The organism is Vibrio sp. zbq_1 (genome assembly GCF_043102935.1).
Classification (GTDB): Bacteria; Pseudomonadota; Gammaproteobacteria; order Enterobacterales; family Vibrionaceae; genus Vibrio; species Vibrio parahaemolyticus.
Window position 1 is genome coordinate 1 of record NZ_JBICJH010000006.1, and the last position, 17,815, is coordinate 17,815.

Genomic DNA, 17,815 nt, shown 5'->3' on the forward strand with positions numbered 1-17,815 from the left:
AATTGGATTATCATCAACGAGTGCCCACACAGATTGATAGGTCTATATTGTTAAAGAGCTTTTCCTGATGAGCTTTGCTCAAAACAGGACGGCCATTCTAGCGAGTTAAAGTTTAGTGTCAATCACTTTTTTCAAACTTTCTTCAAGCGTTTCCGCTTGGCTAATTTGGCTTGCTAACCTCGACTTCGTTTCTTTCGAAGCGTTGCCGTGTCAGCGAGGTGGCATTATAGAGATTGCGATCACATTGGCAAGCCCTTTTTCACGTTTTTTTTGATTTTTTTATCGTTTGGGTGTTTTTTATTCTAAAAGGCGAGTTTTCACTACTATTCTACCTCCATGTCCCCTGTAATCGCCCCTAATAAGGAGAAAAGATGAGCTCAATTAGAAGCTACAAAGGTATAAAGCCTCAACTTGGTGAGCGTGTTTACGTTGACTCAACCTCAGTGTTAGTCGGAGATATCCGTATTGGGGACGATTCTAGCATTTGGCCATTAGTAGCGGCACGAGGCGATGTGAACCACATTCACATTGGTGATCGAACGAATATTCAAGATGGCAGTGTTTTGCATGTCACCCATAAGAACTCTGAAAACCCAAACGGCTATCCACTTATTATCGGCAATGACGTTACGATTGGCCACAAAGTGATGCTGCACGGTTGTGAGATACACGATCGTGTATTGGTTGGTATGGGGGCGATTGTTTTAGATGCTGTCGTTATTGAATCAGAGGTGATGATTGGAGCGGGCAGTTTAGTACCGCCAGGAAAGAGATTAGAAAGCGGTTATCTTTATGTCGGTAGTCCAGTGAAACAAGCTCGCCCTCTATCAGAAACAGAACGAGCTTTTTTACAAAAGTCAGCCAATAACTATGTTCAAAACAAAAACGACTACTTACATGAAGTAGAAGACTTGAACTAAAGGTCTGTTAGCCGATGATAATATGGCCTTCTTCGTTGAAGGCTTCATCTTCTATTAACTCTTCTGCTATTTCTTCCAGATCAAATCGGTAGTCAATAAAAGCGGCGATCACGGCCTGTTCCGTATCTAACTCTGAGCCAGATAACTTTTCTAACTTTTGTTTCGTCACAAAGCATTCTATTAGCGCACCAGATTGTTGCGCCGCAAAGTTTACTGATTGTGATACTTCATCCCATGATTGCATGTCTGGGAATAAGATGGATTGATTCATCGCTTATTGACCTTCAAGGTTCTTTCTTAATTCACGCAAAATCTGTTTGGCTCCAGGACGAAGACCGCGCCATAACATAAAACTCTCAGCAGCTTGGCCAACTAACATACCTAAACCATCATAAGCATGTGCCGCACCGTGTTGCTTAGCCCATTGGTTAAATGTGGTATCACCTTTGCCATACATCATGTCGTAGCTTGTACTATTGGCGGCGAACACCGAGGAAGAGATCGCAGGTAACTCACCACTCAATGATGCAGACGTAGAGTTGATTATGACATCGAACTCTTCAGCAATGGTATTCATCTCTTTTGCTGTAACAGGGCCATACGCAGAAAACAATTCTGCCAATTCTTCGGCTTTAGAAAATGTACGATTAGTTATCGTTAGAGATGTTGGTTTTTGATCGAGCAATGGTTTAATCACACCTCGAGCGGCACCACCAGCTCCTATGATCAGGATACGTGCACCTTCTAAAACGACTTGATGTTGCAACAAGTCTTGCACTAAGCCTGCACCATCGGTGTTATCACCAATGATTTCACCATCATCAAGCTTCTTAAGTGTATTCACTGCTCCAGCAAGCTGAGCACGCTCGGTCAAACGGCTGGCAAATTGATAGGCATCTTCTTTAAAAGGCAAGGTCACGTTACAGCCTTTGCCGTCGTCAGCAAAAAATGCTTTCGCCGCCTCGATAAATCCACCCACAGGCGCACACTCTGCGGTGTATGTAAGGGACTGATTCGTTTGACGAGCAAAGAGTGTATGGATAAATGGCGACTTGCTGTGCCCGATAGGGTTACCAAACACGGCGTAACGATCGATTTGCGGGGTCATGTCCTTACCTTTATTCCTTACTTAGATATAGAGAAAACAGGGCCATCTGATTACAGATGACCCTATCACTATCTATCTATATAGAAAAGGAGATTCCGTGCTTACCATTCGCGTGGTTTCAGGTATCGATCGTAAAGTTCGGCTTCAGGCGTTCCTGCTTCTGGTTCGTAGCGGTACTCCCAGCGCGCTAACGGCGGCATCGACATCAGAATCGACTCGGTACGCCCACCACTTTGTAAACCGAATAAAGTGCCACGGTCGTACACTAAGTTGAACTCAACATAACGACCACGACGGTAAAGTTGGAATTCACGTTCACGCTCGCCATATTCGATGTCTTTACGACGAGACACAATCGGCAAGTAAGCTTGGCAATAGCCTTCACCCACCGCTTTGATGTAATCATAACACTTATCAAACTCCCAGTGATTCAAATCATCAAAGAACAAACCACCGACACCACGAGTTTCGTTTCGATGTGGCAAGAAGAAGTACTTATCACACCACGCTTTGTGCTCGGCATACACGTCTTCACCAAATGGGGCACAGATTGCCTTAGCTGTATCGTGCCATGACTGACAATCTTCTTCGAAAGGATAGAAAGGAGTCAGGTCGAAACCACCACCAAACCACCAAATTGGGTCTTCACCCTCTTTCTCTGCGATAAAGAAACGCACATTCGCATGAGAAGTTGGGACGTAAGGGTTTTTGGGATGGATAACCAAAGAGACCCCCATCGCTTCAAAGCGGCGACCAGCTAGCTCCGGACGATGTGCCGTCGCAGATGCTGGCATTTCTTTCCCTTCCACATGCGAGAAGTTCACCCCACCTTGCTCGAAAACAATACCATCACGTAGAACACGTGAGCGCCCACCGCCACCAAGACGTTCGCCCGGTTCACGATGCCATGCATCTTCGACAAAGACGGCCTTTCCATCTTCTTGTTCTAACTGCTGACAAATGGAGTCCTGAAGTGACATCAGGAACTGCTTTACGGCGTACTTATCGATTGCTGACATACGTTATTACCTATTACGTGATACCTATTGATGGCTGGCAAGCAGGGTTAGCCCTGTCTTAATATTTGTGAAGTTTTGGCGTCACGAATCTCGCTGGGTTTATCACGACCGCTGGTTTCACCACGAAGAATGGCCACCAGCTTGTCACCCAATTGCTGCTCTACCTCTTCCGTGGTCATACACGGTGGCAAGCCGGAAAGATTCGCGCTGGTAGAGGTTAACGGCTTTCCGAATGCATTACACATCTTTTGAACCAAAGGATGATCAGTCACACGAACTGCAATTGAATCAAACTGTCCTGAAACCCAGTTGGATACTTTATCGCTCGCTGGCATGATCCAAGTGTATGGACCAGGCCAAGTTGCATGAACGGTCGCTAATTGTTCTGGAGTCAGTTGAGATTCATCAATATATGGCAAGAGCTGCTCATAACTTGCGGCGATAAGAATCAGCCCTTTTTCCACCGGACGCTGCTTGAGATCCAGCAGTTTTTGAATTGCTTCTGGGTTATCTGGATCGCATCCGACACCAAAAACCCCTTCTGTTGGGTAGGCAATCACTTCGCCTTGTTGTAGTGCGTTGAGCACTTGTTCAAAGTTATCCACCGAATACTTCCTGATTGTCTGACTGTATTATTTTCACTAAGTGTACAAATATTCATTCTCAGACACTAAAGCAATTTTTTTATAAAATGTATCAATAGCGTCAACAACAAGACGCAAACGTTTGCTTGAGATAAAAATCCCCGTATAATGCGCACAAATTTATCAGCTCACCTAATTTTGCAGCTTGAAGGAGTTTGAGATGAAAGTCGGTATCATCATGGGTTCTAAATCCGATTGGCCAACCATGAAACTAGCAGCAGACATGCTGGATCAATTTGGTGTGCCTTACGAAACAAAGGTGGTGTCAGCTCACCGTACTCCTCAACTATTAGCCGATTACGCTAGCAGCGCGAAAGAACGCGGCATCAAAGTGATCATCGCAGGTGCCGGTGGTGCAGCTCACCTACCGGGAATGGCGGCAGCCTTCACCAGTTTGCCTGTACTTGGCGTTCCGGTTCAATCTCGCGCTCTAAAAGGCATGGACTCTTTGCTATCTATTGTACAAATGCCAAAAGGCATTGCAGTCGGCACGTTAGCGATTGGCGAAGCGGGCGCTGCAAACGCGGGCATCTTAGCGGCACAAATCCTAGGCACTCATGACGAAAGCATCATGGCGAAGGTAGAAGCGTTCCGCAATGAACAGACGGAAACCGTACTGGCTAACCCAAATCCAGCTGAGGATTAATCAGATGCATGTACTGGTTCTCGGATCAGGTCAGTTGGCTCGCATGATGTCTCTGGCTGGTGCACCACTGAACATCCAAATCTCGGCTTACGATGTCGGCAGCGGTAACGTTGTCCATCCTCTTACCCAACAGGTGCTTGGTCATGGTTTGGAAAATGCCATTGAACAAGTGGATGCGATCACCGCAGAATTCGAACATATTCCTCACGATGTACTCGACATCTGTGAATTAAGTGGCAAGTTCCTCCCTAGTACCGAAGCCATCAAAGCAGGCGGTGACCGCCGTGTTGAAAAAGCGCTACTCGATAATGCTGGTGTGCGTAATGCAAAGTACTACGTGATTGAGACACGTGAAGATTTTGAACGCGCAATTGAACATGTTGGCATGCCTATGGTGCTGAAAAGTGCATTGGGTGGTTACGATGGTAAAGGCCAATGGCGCTTGAAAGAAGCGGCTCAGACCGAGACGATCTGGGCAGAAATGTCGGAGTGCATTGCAGCAACACCAACTCAAGCGATTGTGGCTGAAGAGTTTGTGCCATTTAACCGTGAAGTCTCTTTAGTTGGTGCGCGTGGCAAAGACGGCAGTGTTGAAGTTTACCCTCTAGCAGAAAACGTTCATACCAATGGCGTATTGAGCTTATCCACCGCGATTGATGCGCCAGAGCTGCAAGCCCAAGCCAAGCAGATGTTCACGGCCGTCGCAGATAGCCTGGATTACGTTGGCGTATTGGCACTCGAGTTCTTTGATGTCGATGGCACACTGTTAGTCAATGAGATTGCCCCACGCGTGCACAACTCCGGTCACTGGACACAGCAAGGTGCGGAAACTTGTCAGTTTGAAAACCATCTGCGCGCCGTGTGCGGCTTGCCGTTAGGCAGCACCAAACTGATTCGCGAAACCTCAATGGTGAATATTCTTGGTGAAGATACGTTACCAGAAGCATTGCTCGCAATGGATGGTTGTCACATCCATTGGTACGGCAAAGAGAAACGTGAAGGACGCAAAATGGGTCACATCAACGTATGCGGTGACTACCCAGGAGAATTGTACCGTAGATTGTGCGCTCTCGCGGATGTTTTAGATCCAATGGCATTCCCAGCCGTGCACGAGTTTGCGAAACAAGCATAACGCTAAAATCTAGCCCCAAAAACCACAAAGGGTCGCACGATGCGACCCTTTTTAATTCCTTTGATGTATTTACCCTTGTTGGGTGTGCTGGCACTTACGGTTGGCACATTGCAATTTCACACCACTGGCGAGTTTCTTCTCCACCAACAAAGTAAAACCACATTCTTCGCATCTCCCTTTAACCGGAGGGAGATTCACTGCAAATTTGCATTTAGGGTAGTTATCACATGCGTAGAAAGTTTTACCAAAGCGCGTTTTACGCTCAACTAAATGACCTTTACCACATTCAGGACACGCGTGTTGCTCTTGCGGCTGCTTTTCTGGCTCAGGTTGATTAATCGACTCAATATGATGGCACGCCGGATAGTTACAGCAACCAACAAACATGCCATAACGCCCTTGGCGTAATACCAACTCGTTACCACAATCTGGACAAGGAACGCCAAGCTCTTTGACGATGTGTCCATCATTGTTGTGCAGGGCTTTGATGTAATCACAGCTTGGGTAGTGGCTACAGCCAAGAAAGGGACCGTGTTTGCCATGTTTGAGGGTCAAGTCGCTGCCACATTTAGGACACGGCTCGTGTTCCAATGCGTGTTCATGGGCAGAGAAAAGGGTGTTGTCGATTTTACTACTCATACTTACCGTTTCGTGAAAAACACACCAAAAGACAAGCTCGCGTTCTTGCTAGCTAAACTCGAACTTGCCTAGATTGGGTTAGTGAAGAATCCCTTGTTCCTTGGTATACAACAGCTCTTCCATTAGCGTATAAGCGTTTTCATTGCCAGGCACATTAAACAGCACCATCAAAATGATCCATTTGAGGTCTTCAAGCTCAAACTCGCTCGTTTCTAGACCCATCACTCGGTCAATCACCATTTCACGAGTTTCTGTCGTCAACACATTGATTTGCTCAAGGAACAATAAAAAGCCTCGGCACTCCAAATCCAAACGCTGCATCTCTTTCGCAGTGTAGATACGAGTCGATGATGACGCGATACAAGCCGAAATCGCAGAAGATGTATCACTTTGCTGCAGCGCTGCGAGCTCTTCTAACCAGACAAGGGCTTTATAGATATCTTTTTGTTGGAAGCCAGCGCGAAGCAATTCTTCTTCCAACTCGTCTTGTTCGACCTGTAACTCTGCATCGCTATGGATGTAGGTTTCGAATAGATACATCAGTATATCCATCATCATAGCTAGCCCCTCCCCTTTCGAATATAGCCACCTGAAACCGCAACAACATGCCCAGAGAGCTCAAGCTCTAAGAGCTGCATCATGACTTCTTGGACAGGTATATTGGTCCTGTTTGCAAGAATATCAACCGGTGTAGCTTCACTTCCTACGTTAGCTAACAGCTGAGGAAATGGCAATTCTTCTTCATCATTTAACGTAGAAAATAAATCGATACTTTGATTAACAGACCAATCGAGTAAAGACTGTATTTCATCGAGGATATCTTGGGTTTTCTCTACGAGGCAGGCACCGTTGCGAATCAATTGGTTACCACCACTAGCATTGCGAGCATTAATTGAGGCCGGCAGCGCAAACACTTCTCGCCCTTGCTCAAGGGCATAACGCGCGGTAATAAGCGAGCCACTTTTCTCGGCCGCTTCCACCACTAACACACCTAACGATAAGCCGCTAATGATACGGTTTCGACGCGGAAAGTTTTCTGCTCGAGGCTTGGCATTGGGACGAAACTCAGAAACCAGTGCTCCATTCTCTGTTACTCGCTGCGCTAAACTACGATGACGAGCAGGATAAATATGTTCTAAACCAGACCCCAGCACAGCTATCGTCTTACCTCCCGCTTGTAGCGCACCATCATGAGCATGGCCATCAATCCCAAGCGCTAAGCCGCTAGTGACAATCAATTCTTGCTGAGCCAACTCTGCCGCAAATTGACGAGCATGGTGTAAACCATCAAAACTGGCGTTACGGCTGCCCACCATGGCTATTTGTGGTTGCGATAAAAAGGTAGGATTCCCCTCGACAAATAACAACGGAGGCGGAGCGACAACTTGCTTGAGTAAAGGGGGATATAAAGGATCGGCCAGCGTCAGGATGTGATGATTTGTAGAAGTGGCTAGCCACATTAAACAAGCATCGACCTCTTTATCGGCCGAAGCCCAAGCTTGCAACTGTTTGTTCGTCAAACCCAATTGATAGAGCTGATCAGAAGAGGAATTGATGATATTGCGAGGCGTATCTTTGGCGAGCAGCTTATTCATTTTGACCCCACCGATGCCTGGCAAGCAACTCAGCTTAAGCCAGGCAGCAAGGTCACTGTCGTTATTGCGTGGTTTCATTGGTGGTCGGCTCTTGCGTCAGAGGCGAAACCACAGAGACCTCTTTATTGATGGGTTTAGTGCTGGTTGTGATCAACGCCAAGCTAAAGTACTCATAAGGACGAATGACCAGCAACTCGCCAACCTTGCTTTGAGGTAAGGTTATTTTCTTATCGAGGACACCAAACTCTTTCTTGAATTCATCGCCATCTTTGTAAACCGGATGCGCGTCTTCTTTTAAATCAAACACACTGCCTTGTTTCAGACTGTCAGACGTCCCTTTATCAATCACCACAACTTGGTTGGTTGAGCTAAAGCGAATACCTTCGATATTGCCTAGCAACTTTGCAGAACTGCCTTGTGGCGACGGCATAGGGTAGAACGTTGTTGTGAAGTCAGTGTTCTCAACCGATTGATTTGGCAAAGCGATATCGTTGCGCAGGATTTCTTGCAATTGAGACGTGATCTTCACACCAGAATAATCGCTCGAAGCTTCAACGAGTTCGCCTTTGGCAATCAAACGCAGCGCAGTGATCTCTTTAGACACATCGTCACGCGAAAAGGTTTCTACCGGTCGGTAAATAGCCCAGCCTGTAGCGGTCTGCTTGCCATCGATGTACAGCACATCTTCTGCCGTCAGATACTTACTGCCTTTGCTGCTGCCCATCACTTTTGCAGCATTGTTCAACGCACCTTGATCCAGCAACCGATCCGATTTGAGATACGGCATCACCAAACTTTCCGCTACCGTTGGTACGGCTTTCTTTTCTGTGATGCGTGCTTTCGGGCTCAGCTTCTTAACCGGTTTTAGGCTCAACACGGGCTGACCGTTAATCCACACCAAAGACAGCTTATCTCCGGGATAAATTAAATGAGGGTTATCGATGTCTGGATTGACTTGCCACAAACGAGGCCACAACCACGGGCTATCTAAGTACATGGCCGAAATATCCCATAGCGTATCGCCCTTCACGACTACATACGTTTGTGGCGCATCATCTTTAACAGTCAGTGGTTTAGCATCCACATTTGCTACAGCGTTGAAAGAGAAAAGTAACGGCAACGTAACACTGGCAACGTTGCGGAAAATTCGATTCATGACCCTCGTCCTTGGTCTGTTAAGCAGGAACCAGAATGGAAATTGGTGCAAGGATGCTGTCATTTAGGCTATAAAATGTCTAGAATTGAGCCAACAAGGTTTGTGCTGTTTCGGCACAGTTCAATATTTCGAGTGAATATGTCTGTATTACAAGTATTAACATTCCCAGATGATCGCCTGCGCACGGTCGCGAAGCCTGTTGACGCGGTGACTCCTGAGATTCAAAAAATCGTCGATGACATGATTGAAACCATGTACGACGAAGAAGGTATTGGCCTTGCTGCAACGCAGGTTGATATCCACAAACGTATCGTAGTGATTGATATTTCAGAAACTCGCGATGAGCCGATGGTGCTAATCAACCCTGAGATTCTGGAAAAGCGTGGCGAAGATGGCATCGAAGAAGGCTGTCTGTCGGTACCAGGTGCACGCGCACTTGTGCCTCGCGCTGCAGAAGTTACCGTTAAAGCACTGGATCGTGATGGCAAAGAGTTCACCTTTGAAGCCGACGACCTGCTAGCGATTTGTGTTCAACACGAGCTTGATCACCTACAAGGTAAGCTATTCGTGGATTACCTATCACCACTGAAACGCAAACGCATTCAGGACAAGCTAGCAAAAATCAAACGCTTTAACGAGAAGCAGCAAAACGCTTAATCTCGAACCATACCAATTAGAAGGAAGTCTACCTTGAGTCAGTCTTTACGTATTGTCTTTGCAGGTACTCCGGATTTCGCCGCCCGTCACTTGGCGGCGTTGTTGTCTTCGGAGCATGAAGTAATCGCGGTTTACACAAACCCAGATCGTCCAGCGGGTCGTGGCAAGAAATTGGCTGCGCCACCGGTAAAACAACTGGCGCTGGAACACAACATCCCGGTTTACCAACCTGAAAGCTTTAAGTCCGACGAAGCGAAACAAGAACTTGCCGACCTGAACGCCGATCTCATGGTTGTCGTGGCGTACGGTATGCTCCTGCCACAAGCGGTTCTTGATACCCCTAAACTGGGTTGTATCAACGTACATGGTTCTATCCTACCTCGTTGGCGTGGTGCGGCTCCAATCCAACGCTCTATTTGGGCGGGCGATGCAGAAACTGGCGTGACCATTATGCAGATGGACATCGGTCTCGACACTGGTGATATGCTGAAGATTGCAACTCTGCCAATCGAAGCGACAGATACCAGCGCTTCAATGTACGAAAAATTGGCTGAGCTTGGCCCAGAAGCCCTGATCAACTGCCTAGCAGACATTGCTGCGGGTAAAGCAGTGCCAGTGAAGCAAGACGATGAGCTAGCGAACTATGCGAAAAAACTCAGCAAAGAAGAAGCACGCATCAACTGGAACGACGATGCGGCGCACATTGAGCGCTGCGTTCGTGCATTTAACCCATGGCCAATGAGCCACTTTGAGGCAGCAGAAAACAGCATCAAAGTATGGCAAAGCCGTGTGGCAGAGCAAACCAGTGACAAGCCAGCCGGCACCATCGTGCAAGCAGATAAAACCGGTATCTATGTTGTGACAGGCAACGGTGTACTGGTGCTAGAGCAACTGCAAGTTCCTGGCAAAAAAGCCATGTCAGTTCAGGATATTCTGAACTCACGTGCTGCTTGGTTTGAAGTCGGCACTCTGCTGGTTTAAGCCATACTAGGGGTTATCATCCCCAATAATACGAACTTTTAGAGGGCAGAGATGCCCTCCTTTACTTTAAGGTACTCATCATGAATGTTCGCGCTGCGGCTGCTAACGTCCTGTATCTTGTCGTCGACAAGGGCCACTCACTTTCAAGCGCTCTTCCAGCGGCTCAACAAACGGTACGACCTCGTGACCACGCTCTGCTACAAGAGATCTGTTACGGTGCGCTACGTTACCTACCTCGCCTAGAAATGATCGCAAACCAATTGATGGATAAGCCGCTCAAAGGCAAACAACGTGTATTCCATCACCTAATTCTGGTTGGTATTTACCAACTGAGCTTCATGCGCATTCCTGCGCACGCAGCTGTCGGTGAAACGGTTGAAGGCACTAAAGAGCTGAAAGGTCCTCGTCTGCGTGGTTTGATTAACGCTGTATTGCGTAACTACCAACGCAACCAAGAAGAACTCGACCAAATGGCCGTCAGCAACAACGCTGGCAAGTACGGTCACCCAAGCTGGTTACTAAAACTGCTGCAAGAGGCCTATCCACAGCAATGGGAAAGCATTGTTGAAGCGAACAACCAAAAAGCACCAATGTGGCTGCGTGTGAACCATCAACACCACACTCGTGATGAATACCTTGCGCTACTCAAAAATGAAAACATTGATAGCACGCCACACACAGAAGCAATGGACGCCATAAAATTGGCCGCACCATGTGACGTGATGAAGCTACCTGGTTTTGATAAAGGTTGGGTTTCGGTACAAGATGCGGCGGCGCAGCTTTCGATCAACTACCTAAAACCACAAGACGGCGAACTGATTTTAGATTGCTGTGCTGCGCCAGGTGGCAAGACTGCGCACATTCTAGAGCGCACGTCGGGCAGTGAAGTAGTCGCGATTGATTGTGACGACACACGCTTGAAACGTGTGCATGAAAACCTGAAGCGTCTCAACCTTCAGGCAAAAGTGGTTTGCGGTGATGCGCGTAATCCACAAGAATGGTGGCAAGGCGAGCAATTTGATCGCATTTTGCTGGATGCCCCATGTTCTGCGACTGGCGTGATTCGTCGTCACCCAGACATCAAATGGCTACGTCGTGCAGACGACATCGCCGCATTAGCAGAGCTGCAAAGTGAAATTTTTGATGCCATGTGGACGCAACTGAAACCCGGCGGCACAATGGTTTACGCGACTTGTTCAATCACACCGCAAGAAAACGTGGAGCAAGTAAAAGCGTTTTTAGCACGTACCGCGGATGCGCAACTGCTGGATTCTGATCCCGACCAGCCTGGTCGTCAAATTCTACCAGGCGAAGAAGATATGGATGGTTTCTACTACGCAGTGCTAACAAAAACACGCGCGTAACAGCATGCTAAATAGGGCGATTGGAGTGATTTCAATCGCCTTTTTCAGATAACGAGAAAAGAGTATGAAGATCATTATTCTTGGTGCAGGTCAGGTTGGCGGCACACTGGCAGAAAACCTAGTGGGTGAAAACAACGACATCACCATCGTCGACAACAATGCCGACCGACTGCGTGAATTGCAGGACAAATACGACCTGCGTGTGGTCAATGGCCATGCGAGCCACCCAGACGTGCTGCACGAAGCTGGCGCGCAAGACGCCGATATGCTCGTCGCAGTAACCAACACTGATGAAACCAACATGGCCGCCTGTCAGGTCGCGTTCACTCTATTCAACACCCCAAACCGCGTTGCACGTATTCGCTCTCCAGAATACTTGGCAGAAAAAGAAGCCCTGTTTAAATCTGGCGCCATTCCTGTCGATCACCTTATCGCCCCAGAAGAACTCGTTACGAGCTACATCGAACGTCTGATCCAATACCCAGGCGCGCTGCAAGTGGTGAGCTTTGCTGAACAGAAAGTCAGCCTAGTGGCGGTAAAAGCCTACTACGGTGGCCCGTTGGTGGGTAACGCGCTGTCTGCTTTGCGTGAGCACATGCCGCACATCGATACCCGTGTGGCAGCGATTTTCCGTCAAGGCCGTCCGATTCGCCCGCAAGGCACCACCATTATTGAAGCCGATGATGAAGTGTTCTTCGTCGCCGCAAGCAACCACATTCGCTCTGTAATGAGTGAACTACAGCGCCTAGAAAAACCTTACCGCCGCATCATGATTGTTGGCGGGGGTAACATCGGCGCAAGCTTGGCAAAACGCCTAGAGCAAACTTACAGCGTGAAGCTGATTGAGCGCGACTATCAGCGTGCAGAAAAGCTGTCTGAACAATTAGAGAACACCATCGTGTTCTGTGGCGATGCCGCAGACCAAGAACTGCTGACTGAAGAAAACATCGACCAAGTTGACGTATTCATCGCTCTCACCAACGAAGATGAAACCAACATCATGTCCGCTATGCTGGCAAAACGCATGGGCGCGAAGAAGGTGATGGTACTGATCCAACGCGGCGCGTACGTTGACTTAGTCCAAGGCGGCGTGATTGATGTGGCCATCTCACCACAGCAAGCAACCATTTCCGCCTTGCTGACGCACGTTCGCCGTGCAGACATCGTAAACGTATCGTCTCTGCGTCGCGGTGCGGCGGAAGCTATCGAAGCCGTAGCGCACGGTGACGAAACCACATCCAAAGTGGTTGGCCGAGCGATTGGCGACATTAAACTGCCACCGGGAACCACCATTGGTGCTGTCGTTCGTGGCGAAGAAGTTCTTATCGCACACGATCGTACCGTCATCGAGCAAGATGACCACGTCGTGATGTTCTTGGTCGACAAAAAGTACGTACCAGACGTCGAAGCGCTGTTCCAGCCGAGCCCATTCTTCCTCTAGGATTTTCCTATGGTCAACTTACGTCCCGTACTGTTTGTTATCGGGCTGGTTTTATCCAAACTGGCCCTTTTTATGTACGTGCCGACTTTGGTCGCTTTCTTCACAGGTACGGGCGGTTTCCTCGATTTCGCCCAAGCCGTTGTGATCACGCACCTTGCCGCCTTCATCTGTTTGACGATTGGCCGAACCGCCAAGTTCAAACTCAGTGTGCGCGACATGTTCCTCATCACCAGTTTGGTCTGGACCATCGCCAGCGCGTTCGCCGCGTTGCCATTTGTGTTCATTAACCACATCAGCTTCACCGATGCCTACTTCGAAACCATGTCGGGGATCACCACCACGGGCTCCACAGTGCTCAGTGGCTTGGACAACATGGCGCCGAGCATTTTGTTATGGCGCTCCATCTTGCAATGGCTGGGTGGCATTGGCTTTATCGTAATGGCGGTGGCAATCCTACCCATGTTGAACGTCGGTGGTATGAAGCTGTTCCAAACAGAGTCGTCCGACTGGTCAGATAAAAGCAGCCCAAGAGCCAAAACCGTAGCGAAGAACATCGTGTTGGTGTATCTGATCTTAACGGGCATGTGCATTGGTGGTTATGTTCTGACGGGCATGAACCTGTTTGAAGCGATCAACCACGCCTTTACCACCCTATCTACCGGCGGTTACTCGACCTCCGATAGCTCAATGAACAACTTCTCCAACGGCGCGCACTGGGTCGCGACCACTTTCATGTTCTTGGGCGGTCTGCCATTTCTATTGTTTGTTGCCGCTCTACGCAAACGCAGCATCGATATTCTGGTCAAAGATGCACAGGTACGAGGCTTTGCATACTTATTCTTGTTCTCAAGCTTGGTGGTTGCCGCTTGGCTAGTGATTCGCGATGGTTACACCATTTTGGATGCCCTGCGAGTGTCGATGTTCAACATCGTTTCTGTGGTGACAACCACTGGGTTCGGCTTGGAAGATTTCACCGCTTGGGGCGCTCTGCCAACCACGCTCTTTGCCTTCTTAATGATGGCTGGGGCATGTTCTGGCTCAACCGCAGGCGGGATTAAAATCTTCCGTTTCCAAATTGCTATGACGCTGTTGAACAAACAGATCATGAAACTGATTCATCCATCCGGCGTTTTCGTGCAACGTTACAACCAACGTCCTGTGAACGACGACATCGTGCGCTCTGTGGTGGCGTTTGGGTTGATGTTCTTTATCACCATAATCTTTATCGCTGGCTGTTTAAGTGCCCTTGGTCTTGATCCCGTGACCAGCATTTCTGGCTCAATCACCGCCGTTGCCAACGTGGGTCCTGGCATGGGTAGCGTGATCGGCCCAACCGGTAACTTCGCGCCACTACCAGATGCCGCTAAATGGCTTCTAAGCTTTGGTATGTTGATGGGCCGCTTGGAGATTCTGACTATTCTTGTACTGTTCTTCCCTGCGTTTTGGCGCCGTTAAGCAGACACAAATAAAAGGTATGACAATGAAAACATGGATCACTCTGGCGACCCTACTCGCCACCTCATCCGCCTACGCAGCTGAAGTCGTCACTTTAGCCGACGGTCGAGAAGTGAAGTTGAACGATGACTTTACTTGGGAATACGTGATGACAAGTTCTGCGCCAAAAGAGGCCGTAGCCCAAACCACAACAAGCGCGGTTGAAACTGTCGCAGCTCCTGCGATTGCGACAATTCCGGTCGTAACAAAAACCGTCGGTACAACCGTGGTTGTGAACGCGAAAAAGCCAACCATGCAGTTGTCTGACTCAGGGGTCGACGTACTGATTGGCTCTGCGAGCTACGAAGGTGATGAACTGGTACTGCCAACGTCTATCACCAACCAAAGCTCTCAATCTGTCATTCAGGTGGAAGTGGAGGTACAAGTGTTTGATATGTCTGGCAAGCAACTGGCGAAAGAAAAGGTCACGGTTTGGCAATCCATCAAACGAATGGCGGATACCTACCTGCGACCACAGCAAGCAGAACAAGGTAAGAGCATTAAACTGGCCGTGCCGCAATCTCAGCAGTACCAGTTTTCTGCCAAAGTGTTAGAAGTGAAAACTCGCTAATACGGGTCTGATATTCTTTGTCGAGCGTATCTTGCCACGCTGACGCGTGAGGCTTAGGTCGCGAAATTTAGATAGGCTCGACAAAGTAATAAATCGCGAAGAAGTGACACACACAACCCGCTAAAACGAAGCCGTGCCAAATCGCATGGTTAAAGGGGATACGCTTCGCAACGTAGAAAATCACCCCTAGCGAGTACACCAAACCGCCCACCGCAAGCAGCGTAAGTCCACCGATATCCAGATTGATCGCCAGCTGATAAATCACAATCAACGACAGCCATCCCATCACCAAATAAGTCATCAGCGACAACTTCTTAAAGCGATAAACAAACGCGACCTTCATGATGATGCCGAGCAGAGCAATGCTCCAGATAACTATCATCAAGCCAAACGCAAGTGGCGTGCGTAAACTCACCAACAAAAATGGCGTGTAACTGCCAGCAATAAGCAGATAAATAGCGCAATGGTCGAAGGTTTTCAGCCAGCGTTTCGCTTTAGGATGAGGGATCGCGTGGTACAGCGTTGAGGCTAAAAACAGCACAATAATACTGGAGCCGTAGATCGCCATGCTTGTCACGGTCAATGTGTCAGCTTGGTGGTTTGTCGCTTTGATTAACAACAGGATTAACCCGACAATGCCGAAAATCATCCCAATACCGTGCGTGATGGTGTTGGCGAGCTCTTCACTTTGACTGTATTGAGGTTTCTGCGGTGAGGACATCAATGCGCCTATACTAGAGTTTGGAATATTCGCTCTAGTATGGCACATTAAGCGTACACGTGTAAGCTAAAATTAAGGCTCGTGAATCGCGGTCGTTTGGTCGAGGTAATTGAGGACAAGCTCACCCACTTCTTCCAGGTTTGTTGTCACCGGAATACACAGTTCGCGCTTGAGTTTTCCACTGCCGAGCAAGCTGGCAAGCATACCGCGAGAGCCACTGCGAGTGCGGTCAATCTCAAACCAAAGCTTGAGGTTTTGCTCATCACGATGCGCGACAAACTCTAACTCGCGCCATACGCCATGATACGGGCCATCAGTGGGCACCATTTCAAACTCTTGTACAAATGGCAGTTCGAAACCTTTTACCTCTTCACATTCGACTTGGCGAATACGCAAGCCTTGGGCTTCAAACGCTGACAATATGGCATCCATAAGTGGGTCGGGTCTAACGGTGAGAATGTCTTTGTCGGTAGGGTCAAGCGCCATCGCCACATCTAAGCCGGTTTCTAGCCAGACTTTTGCATCGCCGATGGTCACTGGTGTGTTCCAAGGCACGTCGAGTTTGACGTCGAAGGTGCGCTCTTCACCAGGATGAATCGTAAAGGCGTACGGGAGATTCCATTTCGCCAAGACATGCGTTTGCGGTACTCGACGCATGCTGTGCCCTTCTCGCGCACCACGGTCGTCCGGAGCCTCTGCGATGTAACGGCAACAAAGCTTCATATCGATATTATCGATCGCTTGTTCTGTCGCGCCACCATAAACGTGAATAGAAACATCCACACTTTGACCGGGATAAAGCACATCCTGATTTAGAATCGAATCTACCTTAGCGCTGCCGATCCCAAAGCTCGCAAGTGTCTTCTTCAAAAATGACATATGCACCTCCTTTGTCGAGATCTCATACTACTACTGCTGATCATGGGATCAAAACAAATTTTTGCGTCGATCCGAGCGACAAAATAACAAAATCGAGAGAATTCAATTGCTCAACTATCGACCAATTATAACAAGGGTGCTAACCTATACATGATATGCATGCATATCGGTATTCCTGACTCATTTATTGGACTGGCGAAAGCCAAAAGAGCCACCCTTCAAGCAGTTGAAGCTCAACTCATAATGAATCAGGCCATTACATCGGCAATGGATATGCCTGGCAGTTAGGTAATCGAATGCGCCCAACTACAGTCAGGTTCGCACACACCAATACAAGTGCAATGCGCCGCCGCAGTGGCTTCACTACTGCATCTAAGGCAAAACAAGTTGCGCCAGCTATGACACTGGTTGAGAAGACAGCAATAGTGTCGAGTGTTACAACCAAAGTTATCAAAGCAGCTTAACCAAAAGCGCGGCGCCAGCTGCGCTTTTTCTTTTCCTTCCTTTTCTATTTGTCTTCGCGATGCAATTTGATACCTTAAGCGCAAATACTTATAAATATTGTGGAGAAAGAAATGAAGTGTCATCGCATAGAAGAGCTACTTGAGCTATTAGAGCCTGAGTGGCAAAAAGACCAAGAAATGAACCTGCTGCAATTCATCGTCAAACTGGCGCAAGAGGCAGGCTACGAAGGCAAGTTGGAAGATCTCTCCGACGACGTACTGATCTACCATCTTAAAATGCGCAACAGCAGCAAAGACGAAATGATCCCGGGCCTGAAGAAAGACCAAGAAGATGACTTCAAAACCGCCATCTTACGTGCTCGCGGCATCATCAAATAAACACGT

The 17,815-nt window shown here is 48.2% G+C and carries 21 protein-coding genes; 11 read left to right on the forward strand and 10 right to left on the reverse strand.

The genetic code is table 11. From position 1 onward, the window contains the following. Positions 1–371 precede the first annotated feature (371 nt). Positions 372–920, forward strand: a complete 549-nt coding sequence (locus tag ACF8CV_RS05660; protein WP_005461433.1) for a gamma carbonic anhydrase family protein — start codon at positions 372–374, stop codon at positions 918–920. Between the two features lie 7 nt (positions 921–927). Here ACF8CV_RS05660 and ACF8CV_RS05665 read toward each other — a convergent pair whose 3' ends face one another. The 4 genes from ACF8CV_RS05665 to ACF8CV_RS05680 form a co-directional block, all read right to left on the reverse strand. Beyond that, positions 928–1,191: a DUF1488 domain-containing protein gene (locus ACF8CV_RS05665; RefSeq protein WP_005497408.1), complete on the reverse strand. Its 264-nt coding sequence runs from the start codon at positions 1,189–1,191 to the stop codon at positions 928–930. Positions 1,192–1,194: 3 nt separating this feature from the next. Beyond that, on the reverse strand, positions 1,195–2,028 hold the full coding sequence (aroE, locus tag ACF8CV_RS05670; RefSeq protein WP_075984286.1) for a shikimate dehydrogenase: 834 nt from the start codon (positions 2,026–2,028) through the stop codon (positions 1,195–1,197). A 101-nt stretch (positions 2,029–2,129) separates the two neighbouring features. Further along, a complete protein-coding gene (gene hemF / locus ACF8CV_RS05675; RefSeq protein WP_138938574.1) occupies positions 2,130–3,047 on the reverse strand; it encodes an oxygen-dependent coproporphyrinogen oxidase in 918 nt (305 codons plus the stop codon). A 47-nt stretch (positions 3,048–3,094) separates the two neighbouring features. Beyond that, the gene (locus tag ACF8CV_RS05680; protein ID WP_015297509.1) at positions 3,095–3,652 is read right to left on the reverse strand and encodes an L-threonylcarbamoyladenylate synthase; all 558 of its coding nucleotides are present in this window, start codon (positions 3,650–3,652) and stop codon (positions 3,095–3,097) included. Positions 3,653–3,851: 199 nt separating this feature from the next. Between ACF8CV_RS05680 and purE the strand changes: the two genes are divergently transcribed. Both purE and ACF8CV_RS05690 read left to right on the forward strand, forming a co-directional pair. Further along, positions 3,852–4,337, forward strand: a complete 486-nt coding sequence (purE, locus tag ACF8CV_RS05685; RefSeq protein ID WP_138938573.1) for a 5-(carboxyamino)imidazole ribonucleotide mutase — start codon at positions 3,852–3,854, stop codon at positions 4,335–4,337. A gap of 4 nt (positions 4,338–4,341) precedes the next feature. After that, entirely contained in the window at positions 4,342–5,469 is a 1,128-nt protein-coding gene (locus ACF8CV_RS05690; RefSeq protein ID WP_138938572.1) for a 5-(carboxyamino)imidazole ribonucleotide synthase, read from the forward strand. A gap of 69 nt (positions 5,470–5,538) precedes the next feature. Here the strand turns inward: ACF8CV_RS05690 and ACF8CV_RS05695 are convergent, their stop codons facing one another. The 4 genes from ACF8CV_RS05695 to ACF8CV_RS05710 form a co-directional block, all read right to left on the reverse strand. Then, the gene (locus ACF8CV_RS05695) at positions 5,539–6,108 is read right to left on the reverse strand and encodes a type I DNA topoisomerase (protein ID WP_138938571.1); all 570 of its coding nucleotides are present in this window, start codon (positions 6,106–6,108) and stop codon (positions 5,539–5,541) included. A gap of 78 nt (positions 6,109–6,186) precedes the next feature. Next, the gene (locus ACF8CV_RS05700) at positions 6,187–6,666 is read right to left on the reverse strand and encodes a DUF494 family protein (RefSeq protein WP_005461440.1); all 480 of its coding nucleotides are present in this window, start codon (positions 6,664–6,666) and stop codon (positions 6,187–6,189) included. A gap of 2 nt (positions 6,667–6,668) precedes the next feature. Then, positions 6,669–7,781 (reverse strand): DNA-processing protein DprA, encoded by a 1,113-nt coding sequence (gene dprA / locus ACF8CV_RS05705; RefSeq protein WP_024703797.1) that lies wholly within the window; start codon positions 7,779–7,781, stop codon positions 6,669–6,671. Further along, positions 7,765–8,859 carry a LysM peptidoglycan-binding domain-containing protein gene (locus tag ACF8CV_RS05710; protein WP_138938570.1) on the reverse strand — a complete coding sequence of 365 codons (1,095 nt, stop codon included), beginning with the start codon at positions 8,857–8,859 and terminating at the stop codon, positions 7,765–7,767. The genes dprA and ACF8CV_RS05710 overlap by 17 nt, the downstream gene beginning before the upstream one ends. Positions 8,860–8,997: 138 nt before the next feature. Between ACF8CV_RS05710 and def the strand changes: the two genes are divergently transcribed. From def to ACF8CV_RS05740, 6 genes are all read left to right on the forward strand, one after another. After that, the gene (gene def, locus ACF8CV_RS05715; protein ID WP_005461416.1) at positions 8,998–9,516 is read left to right on the forward strand and encodes a peptide deformylase; all 519 of its coding nucleotides are present in this window, start codon (positions 8,998–9,000) and stop codon (positions 9,514–9,516) included. A gap of 33 nt (positions 9,517–9,549) precedes the next feature. Further along, complete coding sequence (gene fmt, locus ACF8CV_RS05720; RefSeq protein WP_138938569.1) at positions 9,550–10,497, forward strand: methionyl-tRNA formyltransferase; 948 nt, start codon at positions 9,550–9,552, stop codon at positions 10,495–10,497. Between the two features lie 80 nt (positions 10,498–10,577). Beyond that, positions 10,578–11,861 (forward strand): 16S rRNA (cytosine(967)-C(5))-methyltransferase RsmB, encoded by a 1,284-nt coding sequence (rsmB, locus tag ACF8CV_RS05725; protein WP_015297514.1) that lies wholly within the window; start codon positions 10,578–10,580, stop codon positions 11,859–11,861. A 64-nt stretch (positions 11,862–11,925) separates the two neighbouring features. Next, positions 11,926–13,302 (forward strand): Trk system potassium transporter TrkA, encoded by a 1,377-nt coding sequence (gene trkA, locus ACF8CV_RS05730; RefSeq protein WP_005461427.1) that lies wholly within the window; start codon positions 11,926–11,928, stop codon positions 13,300–13,302. A gap of 9 nt (positions 13,303–13,311) precedes the next feature. Then, positions 13,312–14,757 carry a TrkH family potassium uptake protein gene (locus ACF8CV_RS05735; protein WP_005481183.1) on the forward strand — a complete coding sequence of 482 codons (1,446 nt, stop codon included), beginning with the start codon at positions 13,312–13,314 and terminating at the stop codon, positions 14,755–14,757. A gap of 25 nt (positions 14,758–14,782) precedes the next feature. Beyond that, complete coding sequence (locus tag ACF8CV_RS05740; protein ID WP_025575074.1) at positions 14,783–15,367, forward strand: DUF3157 family protein; 585 nt, start codon at positions 14,783–14,785, stop codon at positions 15,365–15,367. A 67-nt stretch (positions 15,368–15,434) separates the two neighbouring features. On the opposite strand, the gene ACF8CV_RS05745 is transcribed toward ACF8CV_RS05740, so the two are convergent. Both ACF8CV_RS05745 and ACF8CV_RS05750 read right to left on the reverse strand, forming a co-directional pair. After that, positions 15,435–16,088, reverse strand: a complete 654-nt coding sequence (locus ACF8CV_RS05745; RefSeq protein ID WP_005461458.1) for a hemolysin III family protein — start codon at positions 16,086–16,088, stop codon at positions 15,435–15,437. 72 nt (positions 16,089–16,160) lie between these two features. Beyond that, a complete protein-coding gene (locus ACF8CV_RS05750; RefSeq protein ID WP_029833946.1) occupies positions 16,161–16,967 on the reverse strand; it encodes a sporulation protein in 807 nt (268 codons plus the stop codon). A 296-nt stretch (positions 16,968–17,263) separates the two neighbouring features. Between ACF8CV_RS05750 and ACF8CV_RS05755 the strand changes: the two genes are divergently transcribed. Together ACF8CV_RS05755 and ACF8CV_RS05760 are read left to right on the forward strand one after the other, a co-directional pair. After that, entirely contained in the window at positions 17,264–17,431 is a 168-nt protein-coding gene (locus tag ACF8CV_RS05755) for a hypothetical protein (RefSeq protein WP_011106137.1), read from the forward strand. A gap of 111 nt (positions 17,432–17,542) precedes the next feature. Beyond that, positions 17,543–17,809 (forward strand): YihD family protein, encoded by a 267-nt coding sequence (locus ACF8CV_RS05760; RefSeq protein ID WP_021449055.1) that lies wholly within the window; start codon positions 17,543–17,545, stop codon positions 17,807–17,809. Positions 17,810–17,815 lie beyond the last annotated feature (6 nt).